Source organism: Vibrio sp. 05-20-BW147, assembly GCF_013369385.1.
GTDB classification, from domain to species: Bacteria; Pseudomonadota; Gammaproteobacteria; order Enterobacterales; family Vibrionaceae; genus Vibrio; species Vibrio floridensis.
In genome coordinates this window covers 22421-39068 of the sequence record NZ_SZTO01000024.1, presented here as the reverse complement: position 1 = coordinate 39068, position 16648 = coordinate 22421, and the positions used below count along the sequence as shown (strand labels likewise).

Annotated in this window: 12 protein-coding genes; 8 read left to right on the top strand and 4 right to left on the bottom strand. The window is 46.6% G+C overall.

The annotated features are described in order from the left end of the window. Positions 1–524: 524 nt before the first annotated feature. The 4 genes from leuD to leuA all read right to left on the bottom strand — a co-directional run bounded on the left by leuD (position 525) and on the right by leuA (position 5284). Positions 525–1127, bottom strand: a complete 603-nt coding sequence (gene leuD, locus FC652_RS17880) for a 3-isopropylmalate dehydratase small subunit (protein ID WP_176299641.1) — start codon at positions 1125–1127, stop codon at positions 525–527. 11 nt (positions 1128–1138) lie between these two features. After that, a complete protein-coding gene (gene leuC / locus FC652_RS17875) occupies positions 1139–2539 on the bottom strand; it encodes a 3-isopropylmalate dehydratase large subunit (RefSeq protein WP_011149403.1) in 1401 nt (466 codons plus the stop codon). Between the two features lie 19 nt (positions 2540–2558). After that, the gene (gene leuB, locus FC652_RS17870) at positions 2559–3650 is read right to left on the bottom strand and encodes a 3-isopropylmalate dehydrogenase (protein WP_176299640.1); all 1092 of its coding nucleotides are present in this window, start codon (positions 3648–3650) and stop codon (positions 2559–2561) included. Between the two features lie 86 nt (positions 3651–3736). After that, on the bottom strand, positions 3737–5284 hold the full coding sequence (gene leuA / locus FC652_RS17865) for a 2-isopropylmalate synthase (RefSeq protein WP_176299639.1): 1548 nt from the start codon (positions 5282–5284) through the stop codon (positions 3737–3739). Positions 5285–5840: 556 nt separating this feature from the next. On the opposite strand from leuA, the gene FC652_RS17860 reads away from it, so the two are divergent. The 8 genes from FC652_RS17860 to FC652_RS17825 all read left to right on the top strand — a co-directional run bounded on the left by FC652_RS17860 (position 5841) and on the right by FC652_RS17825 (position 16452). Continuing rightward, entirely contained in the window at positions 5841–6608 is a 768-nt protein-coding gene (locus FC652_RS17860; protein ID WP_176299638.1) for an SH3 domain-containing protein, read from the top strand. A 225-nt stretch (positions 6609–6833) separates the two neighbouring features. Beyond that, positions 6834–7382, top strand: a complete 549-nt coding sequence (locus FC652_RS17855; RefSeq protein WP_176299637.1) for a phosphatase PAP2 family protein — start codon at positions 6834–6836, stop codon at positions 7380–7382. Positions 7383–7386: 4 nt separating this feature from the next. Further along, complete coding sequence (locus FC652_RS17850; RefSeq protein WP_017421251.1) at positions 7387–8433, top strand: MJ1255/VC2487 family glycosyltransferase; 1047 nt, start codon at positions 7387–7389, stop codon at positions 8431–8433. A gap of 352 nt (positions 8434–8785) precedes the next feature. Next, positions 8786–9745: a transcriptional regulator LeuO gene (gene leuO, locus FC652_RS17845; RefSeq protein ID WP_011078729.1), complete on the top strand. Its 960-nt coding sequence runs from the start codon at positions 8786–8788 to the stop codon at positions 9743–9745. Positions 9746–9932: 187 nt separating this feature from the next. Beyond that, positions 9933–11738, top strand: coding sequence for a long-chain fatty acid--CoA ligase (locus tag FC652_RS17840; RefSeq protein ID WP_176299636.1), 1806 nt, complete (start codon positions 9933–9935; stop codon positions 11736–11738). Between the two features lie 460 nt (positions 11739–12198). After that, entirely contained in the window at positions 12199–13923 is a 1725-nt protein-coding gene (locus FC652_RS17835; RefSeq protein WP_011078727.1) for an acetolactate synthase 3 large subunit, read from the top strand. Position 13924: 1 nt separating this feature from the next. Further along, positions 13925–14419: an acetolactate synthase small subunit gene (gene ilvN / locus FC652_RS17830; protein WP_011078726.1), complete on the top strand. Its 495-nt coding sequence runs from the start codon at positions 13925–13927 to the stop codon at positions 14417–14419. A gap of 152 nt (positions 14420–14571) precedes the next feature. Next, positions 14572–16452, top strand: coding sequence for a diguanylate cyclase (locus FC652_RS17825; protein WP_176299635.1), 1881 nt, complete (start codon positions 14572–14574; stop codon positions 16450–16452). Positions 16453–16648: the final 196 nt, after the last annotated feature.

Here is a 16648-nt window from a genome sequence, read left to right as displayed (position 1 = left end):
TCACGCCGGGGGTCGCGGGTTCGAGTCCCGTCCGCTCCGCCACTTATTCCAGACCTCAGCAGAAATGCTGAGGTTTTTTTGTATCGGTTGTATTATTTTGGTCTGCGACCAACGAGTCTCGCAAAAGGTTTGCCCGTTGACTGCAGCCCCAGCCGTCAGCAACACATTTATACCAATCTGGAAAATTAACTGGTCAGGTCTATCCATCTTCTCGAGCACATCTGTCCGACTCTGGCCGAGCGTTCCCAACAACTATTCCAAGCCCGACATACTGCGGAGACGATGTCTTCGTAATTCGCAAAGGGCTGGTTGGCAAGATCGCTTGATTTTAAACAACTCCACACTTGCTATCGTTGAATGACCTCAATTAGGCTATATTTATTTAGGCTGGTACTAAGAAGCTTGGCAATTTTTGCGGACTAGTGAGTTTCATACCGTCGATATGATCGAGGCTGTCCAAAGTATGTGAGTACATTCGCTACAGCCTCGTTGATATAAAATTCTAATGATTATTTTTAAAGTAATTAGCGCAGAAACGCGGGAATATCAGCTTCAAAAGCGGCGATCTTGTCCTCATGTTGTAGAGTCAAACCAATGTGGTCTAAACCATTCAACAAGCAGTGGCGACGAAAGTCATCGATCTCAAATGAGTATTCTTTGCCATTTGCGCGCACTTTCAACGCTTCAAGATCCACTTCGATTTGTGCCCCTTCCGTCGCTTGCACATATTGGAACAGTTCATCGACTTGTTGTTCGGTTAAACGAACAGGCACCATTTGGTTATTGATCGAGTTGCCGTAGAAAATATCGGCAAAACTCGGTGCAATCATCGCACGAATGCCATAGTCAGCCAGTGCCCAAGGGGCGTGCTCACGTGAAGAGCCACAACCGAAGTTCTCTCGTGCCAGCAGGATAGAGGCACCTTGGTAACGCGCGTGGTTCATGACAAATTCTGGATTGGGTTGTTCGCCCGCATCATCAAGAAAACGCCAATCATGGAAGAGGTGTTTGCCAAAACCTAAGCGAGAGACTTTTTGTAGAAACTGCTTGGGAATGATCGCATCGGTATCCACGTTCGCCGCATCAAGAGGAACCACCAAACCGATGTGTTGTTTAAAACCTTGCATGTGTGTTCCCCTTATTTCCAATCTCGAATATCAACAAAATGACCAGCAATTGCCGCCGCGGCAGCCATGGCTGGGCTCACTAGATGTGTACGACCATCACGACCTTGGCGGCCTTCAAAGTTACGGTTTGACGTTGACGCACAGCGCTCATGTGGCCCTAGACGATCATTGTTCATTGCCAGGCACATAGAGCAACCAGGTAGGCGCCATTCAAAACCCGCTTCTTTGAAAATGACATCCAAACCTTCGGCTTCGGCTTGCGCTTTGACTTGCTCAGACCCTGGAACAATCAGCGCTTGAACGTGTGATGCCACTTTGCGCCCTTTGGCGACGACAGCGGCGGCGCGCATATCTTCGATACGTGAGTTTGTGCAAGAGCCGACAAAGACTTTGTCGACTTTGTATTCGGACAGCGATTTACCGGCTTCCAGTCCCATGTACGCCAGTGCTTTTTCAGCGGACGCTTTTTCAACGGGATCGCTGAAGCTTTCTGGTGCTGGAATGGGCTCATCCACGGCAATCACTTGGCCTGGGTTCGTGCCCCACGTCACTTGAGGTTTGATATCAGCAGCGTTTAACGTCACCACTGCATCAAATTTAGCGTCTTCATCGGTTTTGAGTGTTTTCCAGTATTCAACCGCCGCATCCCAATCTGCGCCAGTTGGCGCGAATTTACGACCTTTGATGTAGTCGAAGGTGGTCTTGTCTGGTGCAATCAAGCCTGCTTTGGCACCTAACTCAATTGCCATATTGCACACGGTCATGCGGCCTTCCATGGAAAGGTCTGTAATTGCTTCACCACAAAACTCCACCACATAGCCCGTTCCACCCGCTGCGGTGGTTTTGCCAATGATGGCAAGGACGATGTCCTTGGCGGTGATACCGTCAGCGACTTTGCCTTGAACTTCTATTTTCATGGTTTTGGCGCGCGCTTGCTTAAGGGTTTGTGTTGCCAGCACGTGCTCGACTTCAGAAGTACCAATACCAAATGCCAGCGAACCAAACGCACCATGTGTTGCGGTGTGAGAATCACCACAGACAATTGTCATGCCTGGTAAAGTGATGCCCAATTCTGGCCCCATAACATGCACAATGCCTTGATATTTATGGTTGATGTCGTACAAGGTGACACCGAATTCCTGACAGTTTTTGATCAGGGTTTCCATCTGAATACGGGCCATTTCACCAGACGCATTAATGTCCTTGGTGGTGGTGGATACGTTATGATCCATGGTCGCGAACGTTTTGCTCACTTGACGCACTTGGCGCCCCTTTTCACGTAAGCCATCAAACGCTTGTGGAGAAGTCACTTCATGCACTAAATGACGGTCGATATATAGGATCGGCGTCTCACCTTCTGCGGCAACCGCGACGTGTGCTTCATAAACTTTTTCGTATAGTGTTTTGCCCATTGCTCGAACTTCCGTGTTTTTATGAATTTAGAATGTATTGTGCGATCTTATCGCCCATTTCAGCGGTCGATAGTGCTGGTTTGTCACCGGCAAGATCGGCAGTCAGTTCACCGGCCGCTAGCGCTTGAGAAACCGCGTTTTCAATGTCTTGTGCGGCGGCCTCTTCACCAAGGCTATAACGTAGCATGAGAGCGGCTGAAAGGATTTGCGCGACCGGGTTAGCGATGTTTTTCCCTGCGATGTCAGGCGCACTGCCACCAGCAGGTTCATACAGGCCGAATTTGCTTTCGTTTAGGCTGGCTGATGGCAACATGCCCATGGAACCCGTGATCATTGCACACTCGTCCGAAATAATGTCGCCAAAGATGTTAGAACAAAGCATGACGTCAAACTGCGAAGGATCTTTGATCAACTGCATCGTTGCGTTGTCGATGTACATATGCGATAGCTCAACATCTGGGTAGTCTTTAGCGATCTCTTCGACGACTTCACGCCATAAGATAGAACTTTGCAGTACATTGGCTTTATCGATAGAGCACACTTTCTTGCGGCGTAGGCGAGCCGACTCGAAGGCAATCTTCGCGATGCGTTCAATTTCAAAACGGTGGTAAATTTCCGTGTCGTACGCTTTTTCGTTGGCGCCTTCACCTTCACGGCCTTTGGGTTGACCGAAATAGATACCACCCGTTAGCTCACGCACAACGACAATATCAAAACCACGGCCCGAGATGTCGGCACGCAATGGTGAAAATGCTTCTAAGCCACTGTGAATTTGAGCAGGTCGAAGGTTGCAAAACAGCTGGAAGTGCTTACGTAGCGGTAAGAGCGCGCCACGCTCTGGTTGGTCGTTAGGTGGCAAATGTTCCCACTTAGGGCCGCCTACTGAACCAAACAGCACCGCGTCTGACTCTTCACATGCGGTCACCGTGCTTTGGGGGAGTGGACAGCTATGATTATCAATCGCAATACCGCCAACGTCGTGCTCTTCACGTTCGAAATGAATCGCGTGTTTTTTCTCAATCGCATCCAGCACCTTGTGTGCTTGAGCCATTACTTCTGGGCCAATACCATCGCCAGGTAAAACGGCGATTTTGTAAGTTTTGTCTGTCATGTTAATCCTTTAATTATTGAATTTTATTGTGCTGTGTTGGAGCAAATTATGGGTGTTCCAAGCACAATGAAGTGCTCGGAATACAGTTATACGGTTGCGATTTTTTTCTGTTTCATTTCGGCAATTTCGTTGGCACGATGAATGCTGTTGATAACGTGCAGCAACGCCTGACCTGATGCTTCAACGATATCCGTTGAGATACCCGTACCGTGGTACTTACGGCCTTTGTAATTGGCGATAATGTCTGCTTGGCCTAAGCCGTCTTCACCTTCCCCTTTGGCAGTGAGATCGAACTTGTCCAATACGATGTCGTAGCCCGTCAGACGGTAGATACATTGGTATAACGCATCGACAGGACCATTACCAACGGCTGCTTCGCATTTCTCTTCATCACCACACAACAGTTTAATGCTGGTGGTCGCCATCACGCTGCCTGATTGCACGCTTAGGTAGTTCAGCTTGTAATAATCATCTTCTTCGCGCAGGTTAGAGAAGTGCATCAGTGCTTCTAGGTCATAGTCGAAGACTTGTCCTTTGCGATCCGCCAGTTTTAGGAAATCTTGGTATAGCGCATCTAAGTTGTACTCATCTTCCTTATAGCCCATGGCATCCATGTGGCTCTTCACCGCAGCACGGCCACTGCGACTGGTCAGGTTCAGCGCTTGGTTCTTCAGGCCAATCGATTCAGGCGTCATGATTTCGTAAGTGTTCTTATTCTTTAGCATGCCATCTTGGTGGATACCGGAAGAGTGGCTAAAAGCATTCGCACCGACAATGGCTTTATTGGCTTGGATTGGCATGTTGCAAAGTTGGCTGACCAACTTACTGGTACGATGGATTTCTTCGTGGTTGATGCCTGTTCGGACCCCTAGTAACTCTTGACGAGTTTTGATGATCATGGCGATCTCTTCTAGAGAACAGTTACCCGCTCGTTCACCAATGCCATTGATTGTCCCTTCAACCTGACGAGCACCCGCTTGAACAGCAGCAATGGAGTTGGCGACAGACATGCCTAAGTCATCGTGACAGTGAACCGAAATGATCGCTTTGTCGATGTTCGGTACGCGGTTAAATAGGGTTTGGATAATGCCGCCAAATTCGCTTGGTACGGTGTAGCCCACGGTGTCTGGGATATTGATGGTACGCGCGCCCGCATTTATCGCGGCTTCTACCATGCGACAAAGATTGTCGATAGGAGTACGTCCGGCATCTTCGCAAGAAAATTCCACATCGTCCGTGTATTTGCGAGCATGTTTCACTGCTCTAACGCCCATTTCAACGACATCATCGTAGCTACGACGTAATTTGTCTTGCACGTGAATGGTCGAGGTGGAAATAAAAGTGTGGATACGAAAGGCTTCTGCCACTTTCAAGGCTTCAGCGGCGGCATCAATGTCCTTTTCTACGGCGCGAGAAAGGGCACATACGCGGCTGTTTTTAATATTACGAGCGATGGTTTGTACGGACTCAAAATCACCAGGAGAAGAAACCGGGAAACCTGCTTCGATCACATCAACGCCAAGTCGTTCAAGCGCATAAGCAATCTGCAACTTCTCTTTTACCGTTAGGCTCGCTGATAACGCTTGTTCGCCATCACGTAACGTGGTGTCGAATATAATTACCTGATCGTTCATGTTCGCTTCCTTTTCTCGACAGTTAATCGATTTCTTCTGGTCAATGTTGTGTTTGGATATAAAAAAGCCCGCATCGATGTGCGGGCTGTTTGTTATTCTGTGTGGTTTATTTTTCTTCCACAGCCTACCCGCGCGATCTTGTCACGATGAGGAGGAGGTTCAGTAGGAAAGAAAAATGTGCTGTCATCTTGTTAAGCGTTCCACAAAATTAAGTTAACAGATTAGTACCGCACTTCAGTGCTGCGCGTCAACCCTAAAGTTGATTTTTTACTCATATCGGATCAGTTTGTTAGAGTGACCTTGCAATGGTGGCGAGCTTGACGGAACTTTAACCTTGTATTGCTTCCTGAGGGCTCACAATCTCGCTGTAATGTGAGGTGACTGCTAAAGCGCTTTTTTTCATACTTTTCTAATACTTGCTCTGCCACTATTTGCCCATCACTATTGAGCCCAATTCAATAACAACGTATCAGTTTGGATGACTTACTCACTGTTAACCGCATTTGGCATACGAGACAGCGTGAGTGAGCGATGGAAAAAGTAAAGGGAGAAGACGATGCTTTACAAACTGGCTTGGTATGCGGCACTGACTTTAAGCTGTGTGACTATACTTGGCTGCCAGTCTACGAGCTCTGAACGTCGAGTGAGTAGTGTGTCATCAGCGCAGCTATCAGAAAATGCAGAAGTGCTTAACAAGCAGTTGGAATCTACACTGAGTTCAACTGAGAGGGATGTTTTCTTGACGGCAATGGCGACCTTGCTGGAAAGCCAAAGTTCTGAAATGGCTGGTGGAGAGGAAAAAGAAGGGCTGAAGGCGTCACAATGGCGCATTGCTTCTTCTGATCCGAAAACCAAAACGTTTCTTGTCGGGACAGAGGTTTACTCCGGGGTATCATTGACAGGAGAACTGTCTCTGCTGGATTTGCCATTCAGTGCCACCACGGTGGTTAACCTACGCTCAGGTCCATCTGCGAAATCAAATAAAGTAGGGCAGCTGCAAACGGGAGATGTCTTCATCGCATTGGCAAAAGTCCCTGGTGCACCTTGGTTGTTAGTCGAGAGACAGGGCATGATTGAAGGCTACGTGCATCAAGGTTATGTGCAAAGTCGTATCGAACCGCGTGACATTTTATCGGTGAAACCTAATGCAGCGTTAACACCGAAGTCCAGAGCCGCAAGCCAAAATACCTTGTGGACAGGCAGTTATCAATGTCGTGATTTACAGTATCAGCTCAATGGTGCCAATCAGGCTCGCTCAGGTAATTTGCTAGCGTGTCGAAAAGACAAAAACATTTGGTATATACAGTCGATCGATCCCAGTTAATTCTCGCGATGGCGCTTTCTTCTCTTTATTGATCGTAAAGAGAGCACTCTGTTCGTGCTCTCTTCGATCTTCTCCTCTTCCTTTGTCCCTCTCGCTATCTTCTTGATCGCCCAAGCCTTATCAAGGATTCAGGGCGTTGTCACTAAATCGCCAAATTCCTTTCATGGGATTGTCACTCTGGTTTCCTAGCTTAGTAGCAGGAGAACGACATTCAGGATGGCAACAATGAAATCGATCAACACGCTGCGTCTGCCGATACAACGTATTGCAGACTTTGACTTTGCGCTTTCTAGCTTTTGCTTAAAACATAGATTCAATTACCAAGTGGCAACCATCAGTAAAGCGATTTCCCACAGTGGTGATGGGCACCTTTACGCCTTGATTGGACTGGCCGCATGGCTGGCTATTCCTTCACTAGGAACGTGGTTTTTGATCTGTGGTTTGCTGGCCTTTATTATTGAGTTACCCATTTATTGGGGGCTCAAAAACAGTTTCAAGCGCCGTCGCCCAGAAGAGTACAGTGCCTATTTGCCCGCTTTTATCACCCCTTCAGATCGCTACAGCTTGCCCTCGGGTCACACCGCCGCAGGGTTTGTCATGGCCACCATCACAAGTTACTTCTTCCCAGAGTTGACATGGTTTGCGTTTAGCTGGGCAACCCTGATCGGGTTGTCACGCATTTTACTGGGCGTGCATTTTTTTAGTGATATTGTGATTGGTGCTCTGCTCGGTCATGCCTGTGCCACTTTGGCCTTGATTCTTGTAATGGAGTGAGCCTATGAAAATTCTGTATGGCGTACAAGGCACGGGGAATGGTCATATCGCCCGTGCTCGGGCAATGGCAAACGCTTTTGCGGCGCAGCATTGCCAAGTGGATTTTCTTTTTTCTGGTCGAGACCCGAAGCGCTATTTCTCCATGGAAGCCTTTGGCCAGTACAAAACGTGTCGAGGGCTCACCTTTGCGACGAAAAATGGCCGTGTGGATTATTGGCAAACTGCGCTCGAAAACAGTTTATTGACTCTGAAGCAAGAAGTGCAGCAGCAAGATCTTAGTCAGTATGATTTGGTGATCAGTGACTTCGAGCCGGTTTCGGCGTGGGCTGCTAAACGACAAAATAAGCCTTGCATTGGGCTTAGTCATCAAAATGCGTTTCGTTATTCTGTGCCATTGCGGGGAGCATCATGGCTCGATAAGCAAGTACTGCGTCATTTTGCTCCTGCTAACATTCATTTAGGTTTGCATTGGTACCATTTTGATCAACCGATCTTACCGCCGATTGTTCACACGCTTTGTTACCAAACCGAGCAAAGCGATGCGATTCTGGTTTATTTACCCTTTGAACAGTTGGAATCCATTTGCGAGCTGTTGTGGCGTTTTAAATCGCAGTCATTCATCTGTTATCACCCAGATGTGCTCGCGGAAGAAATGGAAGGCAATATTTCACTCCGTGCGCTCGATCATCATTCATTTCAATTAGATTTACATCGTTGTAAAGGGGTGATCGCGAATGGTGGTTTTGAGCTTCCTTCAGAAGCGTTGACCTTAGGTAAAAAATTATTAGTGAAACCACTTGAAGGGCAATTTGAGCAACAAAGCAACGTGGCGACCTTAGAAACTCTTGGCTTAGCGACGGTGATGGACACCTTGGACAGTCAGGTTGTGCGGCGTTGGTTGCAAGACGCGTTGGCGGAAAAAGTCATTTATCCTCAAGTGGCGCCGGCGATTGTCGAATGGATACTCAAAGGTGAGTGGTCATGTCATCAAACGCTGTGTGAGCAACTATGGCAACAAGTCGACTTTCCCAGTTACGTGTCAATTTCATAACGCTAATATTGACGAGATTGTTGGGTTTTGTGGTGAAACAATAGTTGGAGTAAATGCTTTAAGTGGGTCAAGAGATGAGACATCACTTAGGTCAATAATTGCTACTTATGAGGGTATTTCTGTTTTTTATAGTTTTTTAGGTTTTGCTTAAATATATGTTTTTAATCAACAAAAATGATAATTGGCTAAAATATTGTGATTAATTATCAATCTAGTTGCTAAACATCAATGAATTCAATGATAGTGAGCTGCGCCCTGAGAGTGATGGGGGCGATAAATATAAGAAATACAGGTTATCTATTCCTGACTATCAAATTCAAATTTGTTGACCGTTACACGAGAGGCGCACTAGATGTTAGATAAAAAAGATGCGATGAGCGCGATTGCCAGCTATCGAATGGAAAGTACTTTACGCGGAGTGGATCTCAACCTACTAACGGTATTTGATGCCGTTATGCAAGAGCAAAATATTACTCGCGCAGCACATAATTTAGGCATGTCACAGCCTGCAGTGAGCAACGCGGTTGCTCGCTTAAAAGTGATGTTTAATGATGAGCTTTTCATGCGTCAAGGCCGTGGTATTCAACCGACCCAGCGTGCTCGCCAATTATTTGGTCCAGTCCGCCAAGCGCTTCAATTGATCCGCAATGAATTACCAAGTTCTGTATTCCAGCCTGAGTCTTCAACTCGTCTGTTCAAACTAGCGATTTGCAGCCCATGTGATATGCGTTTTGCACCACGCATTATGGCAGACATTCATAACAAAGCGCCTAATGTACAATTGCATTTGGATGCAGAGTTTGATCGCATGCTCTCTGAGCGTATGCGCTATCAAGAAATCGACTTTGTGATTGATTACGCACGTTTTGACGAGCAAGGCTTCTCAAGCACAGAGATCTTCAAAGATGAACTCGTGGTTGTGACGTCTAAGCAGCATCCTCGTATTCAAGGTAAAGTGACAGAAGCGCAGTTGATGCAAGAGCGTCACGCGAAACTGTCTCGCATTCACGGCCAACGTAGCTTCTCTGAGCAAGCGTATCGCGATCTGGATGTAGCAGCGTATTTCGAGGGCACAAGCTTGAGCAACGTTCTGTATGTGGTTGGTCAATCTGAGCTTGTGACGATCGCTCCTCGCTGGATTGTGGAAAATGCGGCAAACAACGCGCAGCTACAGATTCTTGACTTCCCATTTGAAAATCGTGAAATCAGCGGTTTCTTAAGCTGGCACGAGTCATCAGAAAAAGACAAAGGCCACATTTGGCTGCGTGATCTGCTGATGGTGACATGTGGCGAAGTGGTTGCTGCGGTATAACCGACACGGCCTGTTACAAATTGGATGCCCTCATTGAGCCTTGGCCATGAGGGCATTTTTTTATCTTGTTATTGATGATTCTCTCTAATTGAGCATAAGTTTGACCCTCATCAGTTGCGTTTTTTGTTCCCACCGCTACACTGTGCCCGCAAATAGAGCTTACATGTGTAAGCCAAAGGTAAGAGACATGGCCAATTTAGATTTTCACATCGTAAAACGAATTCGTAAGCAGATTGCACAAGGTGCGGAGCGAGTTGCGCTCAAGCATAAAGTGGGTGCAGTTTGGCAAGGTATTAGCTGGAAGCAATTTGGTCAGCAAATTGATGAATTATCCCTAGCGTTGCTTGCGCAGGGCATTGAAGTCCAAGATAAGATCGCTATCTTTTCTAATAACATGCCGCAGTGGACGGTGGCCGATTTTGCGGCCCTACAATTACGTGCAGTCACGGTCCCGATTTATCCAACCAATACGGCAGCTCAAGCGGCTTATATTCTGCAAAATGCCGACGTTAAAGTTCTGTTTGTGGGTGAACAGCCACAATTTGACGCCGCAGTGAAAATCTTCGATGAGTGTGAGCAACTGAACCTGATTGTCGCCATGTCAGACGATATTGATTTAGGCGAACATCACTTTGCGATCCATTGGAAAGCATTCATTCAACAAGGTCAACAAGAGGCCCGTGCTGAGCTCGAACGACGTTTAGAACAGGCAAATTTTGAGGATTTGCTGACGCTAATCTATACCTCTGGCACCACGGGGCAGCCGAAAGGGGTGATGTTAGATTATTCCAACATTGCCGCTCAATTAGAGGGACATGATCGACGCTTAAGCCTGACAGAAAACGACGTTTCGCTTTGTTTCTTGCCGTTATCACACGTTTTTGAGCGCGCTTGGACCTTTTACGTTCTGTATAAAGGCGGTACGAACTGTTATTTACAAGATACCATGCAAGTTCGTGACGCTCTGAGTGATATCAAGCCAACGGTGATGTGTGCCGTACCGCGTTTTTACGAGAAAATCTTCTCTGCCATCCATGAGAAAGTCTCTCGCGCACCGCTGATGCGCAAAATCATGTTCACCTGGGCGGTGAACATGGGCGCGAAGATGTCCGTGTGCCACCAAGAAGGTCGCCAGCCTTCATTGATGCTGAAAAAAGCCCATGCGTTGGCGGATAAGCTGGTGTTGTCAAAACTGCGAGCCCTGCTAGGCGGCAACATCAACTTTATGCCATGTGGTGGTGCAAAACTGGATGAAACCATTGGCCGTTTCTTCCATGCGATTGGTATCAACGTGAAGCTGGGCTACGGCATGACCGAAACCACAGCAACGATTTCATGTTGGGATGACAAGTGCTTTAACCCCGACTCTATCGGCATGGCGATGCCGGGCGCACAAGTAAAGATTGGCGAAAACAACGAAATTTTGGTTCGTGGTCCGATGGTGATGCGTGGTTACTACAAGCTCCCAGAAGAAACGGAGAAAACGTTTGATGAACACGGTTTCCTTAAAACGGGCGACGCGGGTCACATTGATGAGTACGGCAACCTGTTCATTACCGATCGTATCAAAGAGCTGATGAAAACGTCTGGAGGCAAATACATTGCCCCGCAGATGATTGAAGGTGCGATTGGTAAAGATCATTTCATTGAGCAAATCGCGGTGATTGCCGATACACGCAAATTCGTTTCAGCTTTGATTGTGCCTTGTTTTGACTCCTTGGAAGAGTACGCCAAAGAGCTCAATATTAAGTATCACGATCGCGTTGAATTGATTAAGCATCACCAAGTCGTGGAAATGCTGGAGAAGCGCGTTAACGATCTGCAAAAAGAGCTGGCGAAATTTGAACAAGTGAAGAAGTTCAAGTTGCTGCCAAAAGCATTTTCTATGGATGAAGGTGAGTTGACGCCAACGCAGAAATTGCGCCGTAAGGTGATCAACGACAAGTATCAAGACGAAATCGAAGAAATGTATTCAGACAAGAAAGAGAAATAAGACTTTCTGTCGGACATTGACATCACATTGATCCTTGATGAACCTCACTGAGTGTGAAACGCCAGTGAGGTTTTTTCGTCTTTGACACCTGTAGGCAGGCGTTGCCTTGTATTGTCTAAAACAGCATTCTCGCCGTCAGAACTGAGTGAGGTGTGAATTTTTGTTCTTTTTTTAACGAAGCAATATAGTGATCATCCTGATTAACGGCTTCTAGCCGCGATCTATTCCTTATTAAGTGCTAATAAATAGCATCTTGTTTAAATTTCGATCTATCTCTCATTAGACCTGCTGATAATAAAAAGTTACATTTGTTGCGTTACCTTGCTCTTTGTTATGACAAAGGCAGGACATAGCAAAAAATGAAGTTTTTTCGAATTAGGCTACAAATAAGCCCTAAACTATGTAAAACCAGCCCATTAGATTGACCTTATTTAATGGAAACTGGCTAAGGAGAAGCACTATGACAGCAATGTTGTCAGGCGCAGAGATGGTTGTTCAATCTCTGATCGAAGAAAACGTAGAGCAAATTTTTGGTTATCCCGGTGGTTCAGTACTGGATATTTATGATGCTCTTCACGCCAAAACTGAACAAATCAAGCATGTATTAGTTCGTCATGAACAAGCCGCGACCCACATGGCTGATGGTTATGCTCGTGCCACAGGCAAACCTGGCGTTGTCCTAGTTTGTTCAGGACCAGGCGCAACGAACACCATCACCGGAATTGCCACGGCTTACATGGATTCCATCCCGATGATCGTTATTTCAGGAAACGTACCCAATAGCTTAATTGGTAATGATGCTTTCCAAGAGTGCGATATCGTTGGTGTTTCTCGCCCTGTGGTTAAACATAGTTTCCTCGTTAAGCGTGCGGAAGACATTCCTGAGACCATCAAGAAAGCATTTTACATTGCCACGACAGGCCGCCCTGGCCCTGTGGTGATCGACTTACCAAAAGATGTGATGAATCCGCTGATCAAACTGCCTTATGAATATCCTAAGTCAATCAGCATGCGGTCATACAAACCAACCACTTCGGGCCATAAAGGTCAAATAAAGAAAGCGCTAAAGGCATTACTTGAAGCGAAGAAGCCCGTTCTTTATATCGGTGGTGGTGCGATTATCTCAGGTGCGCATGAGTCGATCCTCAAGCTTGCTGAAACATTAAATTTGCCCGTTGTAAGCACACTAATGGGGCTCGGTGCTTTCCCGGGGACCCACAAAAACGCTCTAGGCATGCTTGGCATGCATGGTAAATATGAAGCCAATATGGCGATGCATAACGCCGATCTTATTTTTGGTGTCGGGGTACGTTTTGATGACCGTACCACCAACAACTTAGAAAAATACTGTCCTAATGCGAAGATCATGCACATCGACATCGACCCTTCTTCGATCTCGAAAAACGTCAAAGTTGACCTACCCATCGTGGGTTCAGCAGAGCAAGTGCTTGAGACCATGGTGACACTTCTTGAAGAGCAAGGTGCTGAAAACGATACGCAAGCCTTAGCGAGCTGGTGGGATGAAATTGAAGGCTGGAAAGCACGCGATTGCCTCGCCTACGATACCTCTTCGGAGCGCATCAAGCCACAACAAGTGATCGAGACACTGCATAAGCTGACCAATGGGGATGCTTACGTTGCGTCAGATGTAGGCCAGCATCAAATGTTTGCCGCGCTTTACTACCCGTTCAACAAACCGCGCCGTTGGATCAATTCTGGTGGTCTAGGCACCATGGGCTTTGGTCTGCCCGCTGGTATGGGGGTGAAATTCGCCATGCCAGAAGAAGAAGTGGTGGTGGTGACGGGGGATGGCAGTATCCAAATGAACATTCAAGAACTGTCGACTGCCATGCAATATGACATTCCGGTCAAAATTATTAACTTGAATAACCGTTTCCTAGGGATGGTGAAACAGTGGCAAGACATTATCTATCAAGGTCGCCACTCTAACTCATACATGAGTTCTGTTCCTGATTTTGCAGCCATTGCAGAAGCGTATGGCCATGTAGGTATTCGTATTGAAACCCCCGATCAACTCGAGTCAGAGCTTAAACGCGCCCTCGACATGAAAGATCGCTTGGTGTTTGTCGATATCAATGTGGATGAAACTGAGCACGTCTACCCAATGCAAATCAAAGGCGAAGGCATGGACAAAATGTGGCTAAGCAAAACGGAGAGAACTTAATATGAGACACATTATTTCGTTGTTAATGGAAAACCAACCGGGTGCCTTGTCTCGTGTGGTAGGGCTGTTCTCTCAGCGTGGCTATAACATTGAATCCTTGACCGTTTCACCCACGGACGATGAAACCTTGTCTCGTTTGAACATTACCACGATGACCGACGAGATGCAGTTAGAGCAGATTCAAAAGCAGTTACATAAACTGATTGATGTGCTGAAAGTACAAGAGGTGACGGAGTTCGATCATATCGAACGTGAACTGATGATGGTGAAAGTGAAAGCCAGTGGTTTTGCTCGTGCAGAAGTGAAACGTACTGCGGATATTTTCCGAGGTCAGATTGTCGACGTTACCGCCTCGCAGTACACGGTGCAACTTGCCGGTACCAGCGAAAAGCTGGATGCTTTCATTCAGGCCATTTCTGAAGTCACGGAAGTGATTGAAGTTGCTCGCAGCGGTGTGGTTGGCATTGCTCGCGGAGAAAGAGCGCTGAAAGCATAAGCTATCTCTCATCATGATGTAATGGCCACCGATGGGTGGTCATTATTATTGTGACTTCACAATCAATCTGTAGTGCCTGATGGCGATTAAATTGACTACTATCTATGCTATACTCCGGCGATATTCTTCTTCCTGATAGGTAAAACTTACGAGTGAAAATCAGAAAGTTACTCGGCATTCTCATTTTGACCAGCGCTTTTTTCGCTGCACTCATTGCCATCTACTATCAGGATAAATACCAAGATCTGCTCAACGCCAATATTGAAAACACTGCGAAAGAGGCTCTCAATCAGCTCTCCTATACCGAACGTGAATACAACAACCTGTATGATCAAGTTGCCTCGGTATTGCAACTACTGACCTATAACCAAACCTTGACGGATTTCATCGTCGATCCCAATCCTCAATCGGAGCGGGCATTAATGTCTTTGTGGGAATCTGTGGTGGTTAACCAAAAGTGGTATACCGAAATCCGTCTGTTGGACATGGAAGGGATGGAGCAGCTGCGCCTCAACTACGATGTCAGTCGCAATTATTTTTTCCCAGCGGTGAAGAAGCAACATGATGCAAAAGAAGCTTATTTTATCTATGCCAAAACACTTGAAAATAGCGAAATCGGGGCGTGGGGAATCACGTTAGATACGCGAGACGAGCAGTTAATTAAACCTTATGTGCCAGTTATTTCTATGTTTACTCCGGTCACGATACGCGGTGAGCGCAAAGGATATTTGGCGCTAAATCTGAATGTGGATTACATCGCCGATCGGCTGAATTACTCACCCGTGAAAGATTTTAATATTGAGATCGTCAACGACCGCGGTTACTTCGTCATTAGTGAGGAAGAAGAAAAGCAGTTCGGTGACCTTTTGCCAGAGCGCGCAGCCTTTCGTTTTAGCGATCAATATCCGCAAGCTTGGCTGCAGTTTAGACACCAGAAAGCAGGTTACAGCTACGATGAGCAGGATTTAGTGGTTCATAACGGTGTCAGCTTTGGCCAAGACAGGGATCTCTACTTGCTGATCGATATGGATCAACAGCAGTTAATGGAACGCTCGAAAATTGCCGTGAATGATCTTACGCGTGAAGCACTCTTTGTGTTGTGTTTGATCCTAGTTGTCGCGCTGCCCTCTCTGACGATTGTACTGCACTATCGCCAGCGCAATTTAGAAAGTAAATTGGCCAGAGCGGCGTTGAATGGCATGACCGCCGTGATGATTTCAGACACTTCTCACCGGATTATTCTCGTGAATCATGAGTTCGAAATGATGTTTGGTCATCAGGGGGATGAGATTGAAGGGAAAAGCGCTCAACAACTGATCTTTTTGAATGACGAATTAGAAACCGTTATCAAAGCATGGAGTGCGTTGCAGAAGAATGAAGTATGGGAAGGGGAAATTCGTTGCCAAACCAAGCTCAACCACATCATCACGGTGATCATGCGTATTCAAGCAGTGAAAAACTCTCTCAACCAAGTGAGTTATTACATCACCTCGCTGGTGGACATCAGTGCGCGCAAAGAGCTTGAGGAACGCTTGAGAAACTTAAGTGAGCGTGATGAACTGACACAAATCTGGAACCGACGTAAGTTTGAACAGCAACTTGCTCAACATACCAGCTTGATCGAGCGTTATCCAGCGACCCCTATGGCATGCTTAGCCTTAGTCGATATCGATTATTTTAAGCGGGTCAATGATGAGCAGGGCCACGATGAAGGCGATCGAGTGATACGCGAAGTGGCTAAGATTCTTCAAAATGGCTTGAGAAACACCGATCTTTTAGCGCGCGTTGGTGGAGAGGAGTTTGCCATCATCATGCCCCACACCACCGTTTCTGCCGCGGAGGTGGTGTTAAATCGCCTTCGTGTCGCGGTGTCGATTTCCAAACAAGTCGATGTCACGATTAGCGTAGGTTACACCGAACTTACCTCCAACAGTACTCTCAGTTACAAATGTGCCGATATTGCTTTGTACGACTCTAAGAGCTCAGGCCGCAACAAAGTCTCCCTCTGCTACAACGATGAAGATCTCGCTTAATCCGCTACGATGGAATTGTAATGAGATATATACAGTTAGACTAAAGTCTAATATGTGAGCAAAATTGAACTAAAATGGTTATTAAGTAAACTGTCACCCCTAAGTGGTTTTGCTGTGATTGTTGTCATGTTTTGTGATGATAAACAGCAAGATCGGTTCAGTGCAGTTTGCCCTTGTCTTGAACGGAAACGTCGCG

What these genes read in the sequence shown, in the direction of transcription:
- leuD (WP_176299641.1), bottom strand. Translation starts at nt 1,127, where the DNA reads ATGCAAGGTTTTAAACAACACATCGGTTTGGTGGTTCCTCTTGATGCG.
- FC652_RS17860 (WP_176299638.1), top strand. Translation starts at nt 5,841, where the DNA reads ATGCTTTACAAACTGGCTTGGTATGCGGCACTGACTTTAAGCTGTGTG.
- leuC (WP_011149403.1), bottom strand. Translation starts at nt 2,539, where the DNA reads ATGGGCAAAACACTATACGAAAAAGTTTATGAAGCACACGTCGCGGTT.
- FC652_RS17840 (WP_176299636.1), top strand. Translation starts at nt 9,933, where the DNA reads ATGGCCAATTTAGATTTTCACATCGTAAAACGAATTCGTAAGCAGATT.
- leuA (WP_176299639.1), bottom strand. Translation starts at nt 5,284, where the DNA reads ATGAACGATCAGGTAATTATATTCGACACCACGTTACGTGATGGCGAA.
- FC652_RS17855 (WP_176299637.1), top strand. Translation starts at nt 6,834, where the DNA reads ATGAAATCGATCAACACGCTGCGTCTGCCGATACAACGTATTGCAGAC.
- FC652_RS17850 (WP_017421251.1), top strand. Translation starts at nt 7,387, where the DNA reads ATGAAAATTCTGTATGGCGTACAAGGCACGGGGAATGGTCATATCGCC.
- ilvN (WP_011078726.1), top strand. Translation starts at nt 13,925, where the DNA reads ATGAGACACATTATTTCGTTGTTAATGGAAAACCAACCGGGTGCCTTG.
- FC652_RS17835 (WP_011078727.1), top strand. Translation starts at nt 12,199, where the DNA reads ATGACAGCAATGTTGTCAGGCGCAGAGATGGTTGTTCAATCTCTGATC.
- leuB (WP_176299640.1), bottom strand. Translation starts at nt 3,650, where the DNA reads ATGACAGACAAAACTTACAAAATCGCCGTTTTACCTGGCGATGGTATT.
- leuO (WP_011078729.1), top strand. Translation starts at nt 8,786, where the DNA reads ATGTTAGATAAAAAAGATGCGATGAGCGCGATTGCCAGCTATCGAATG.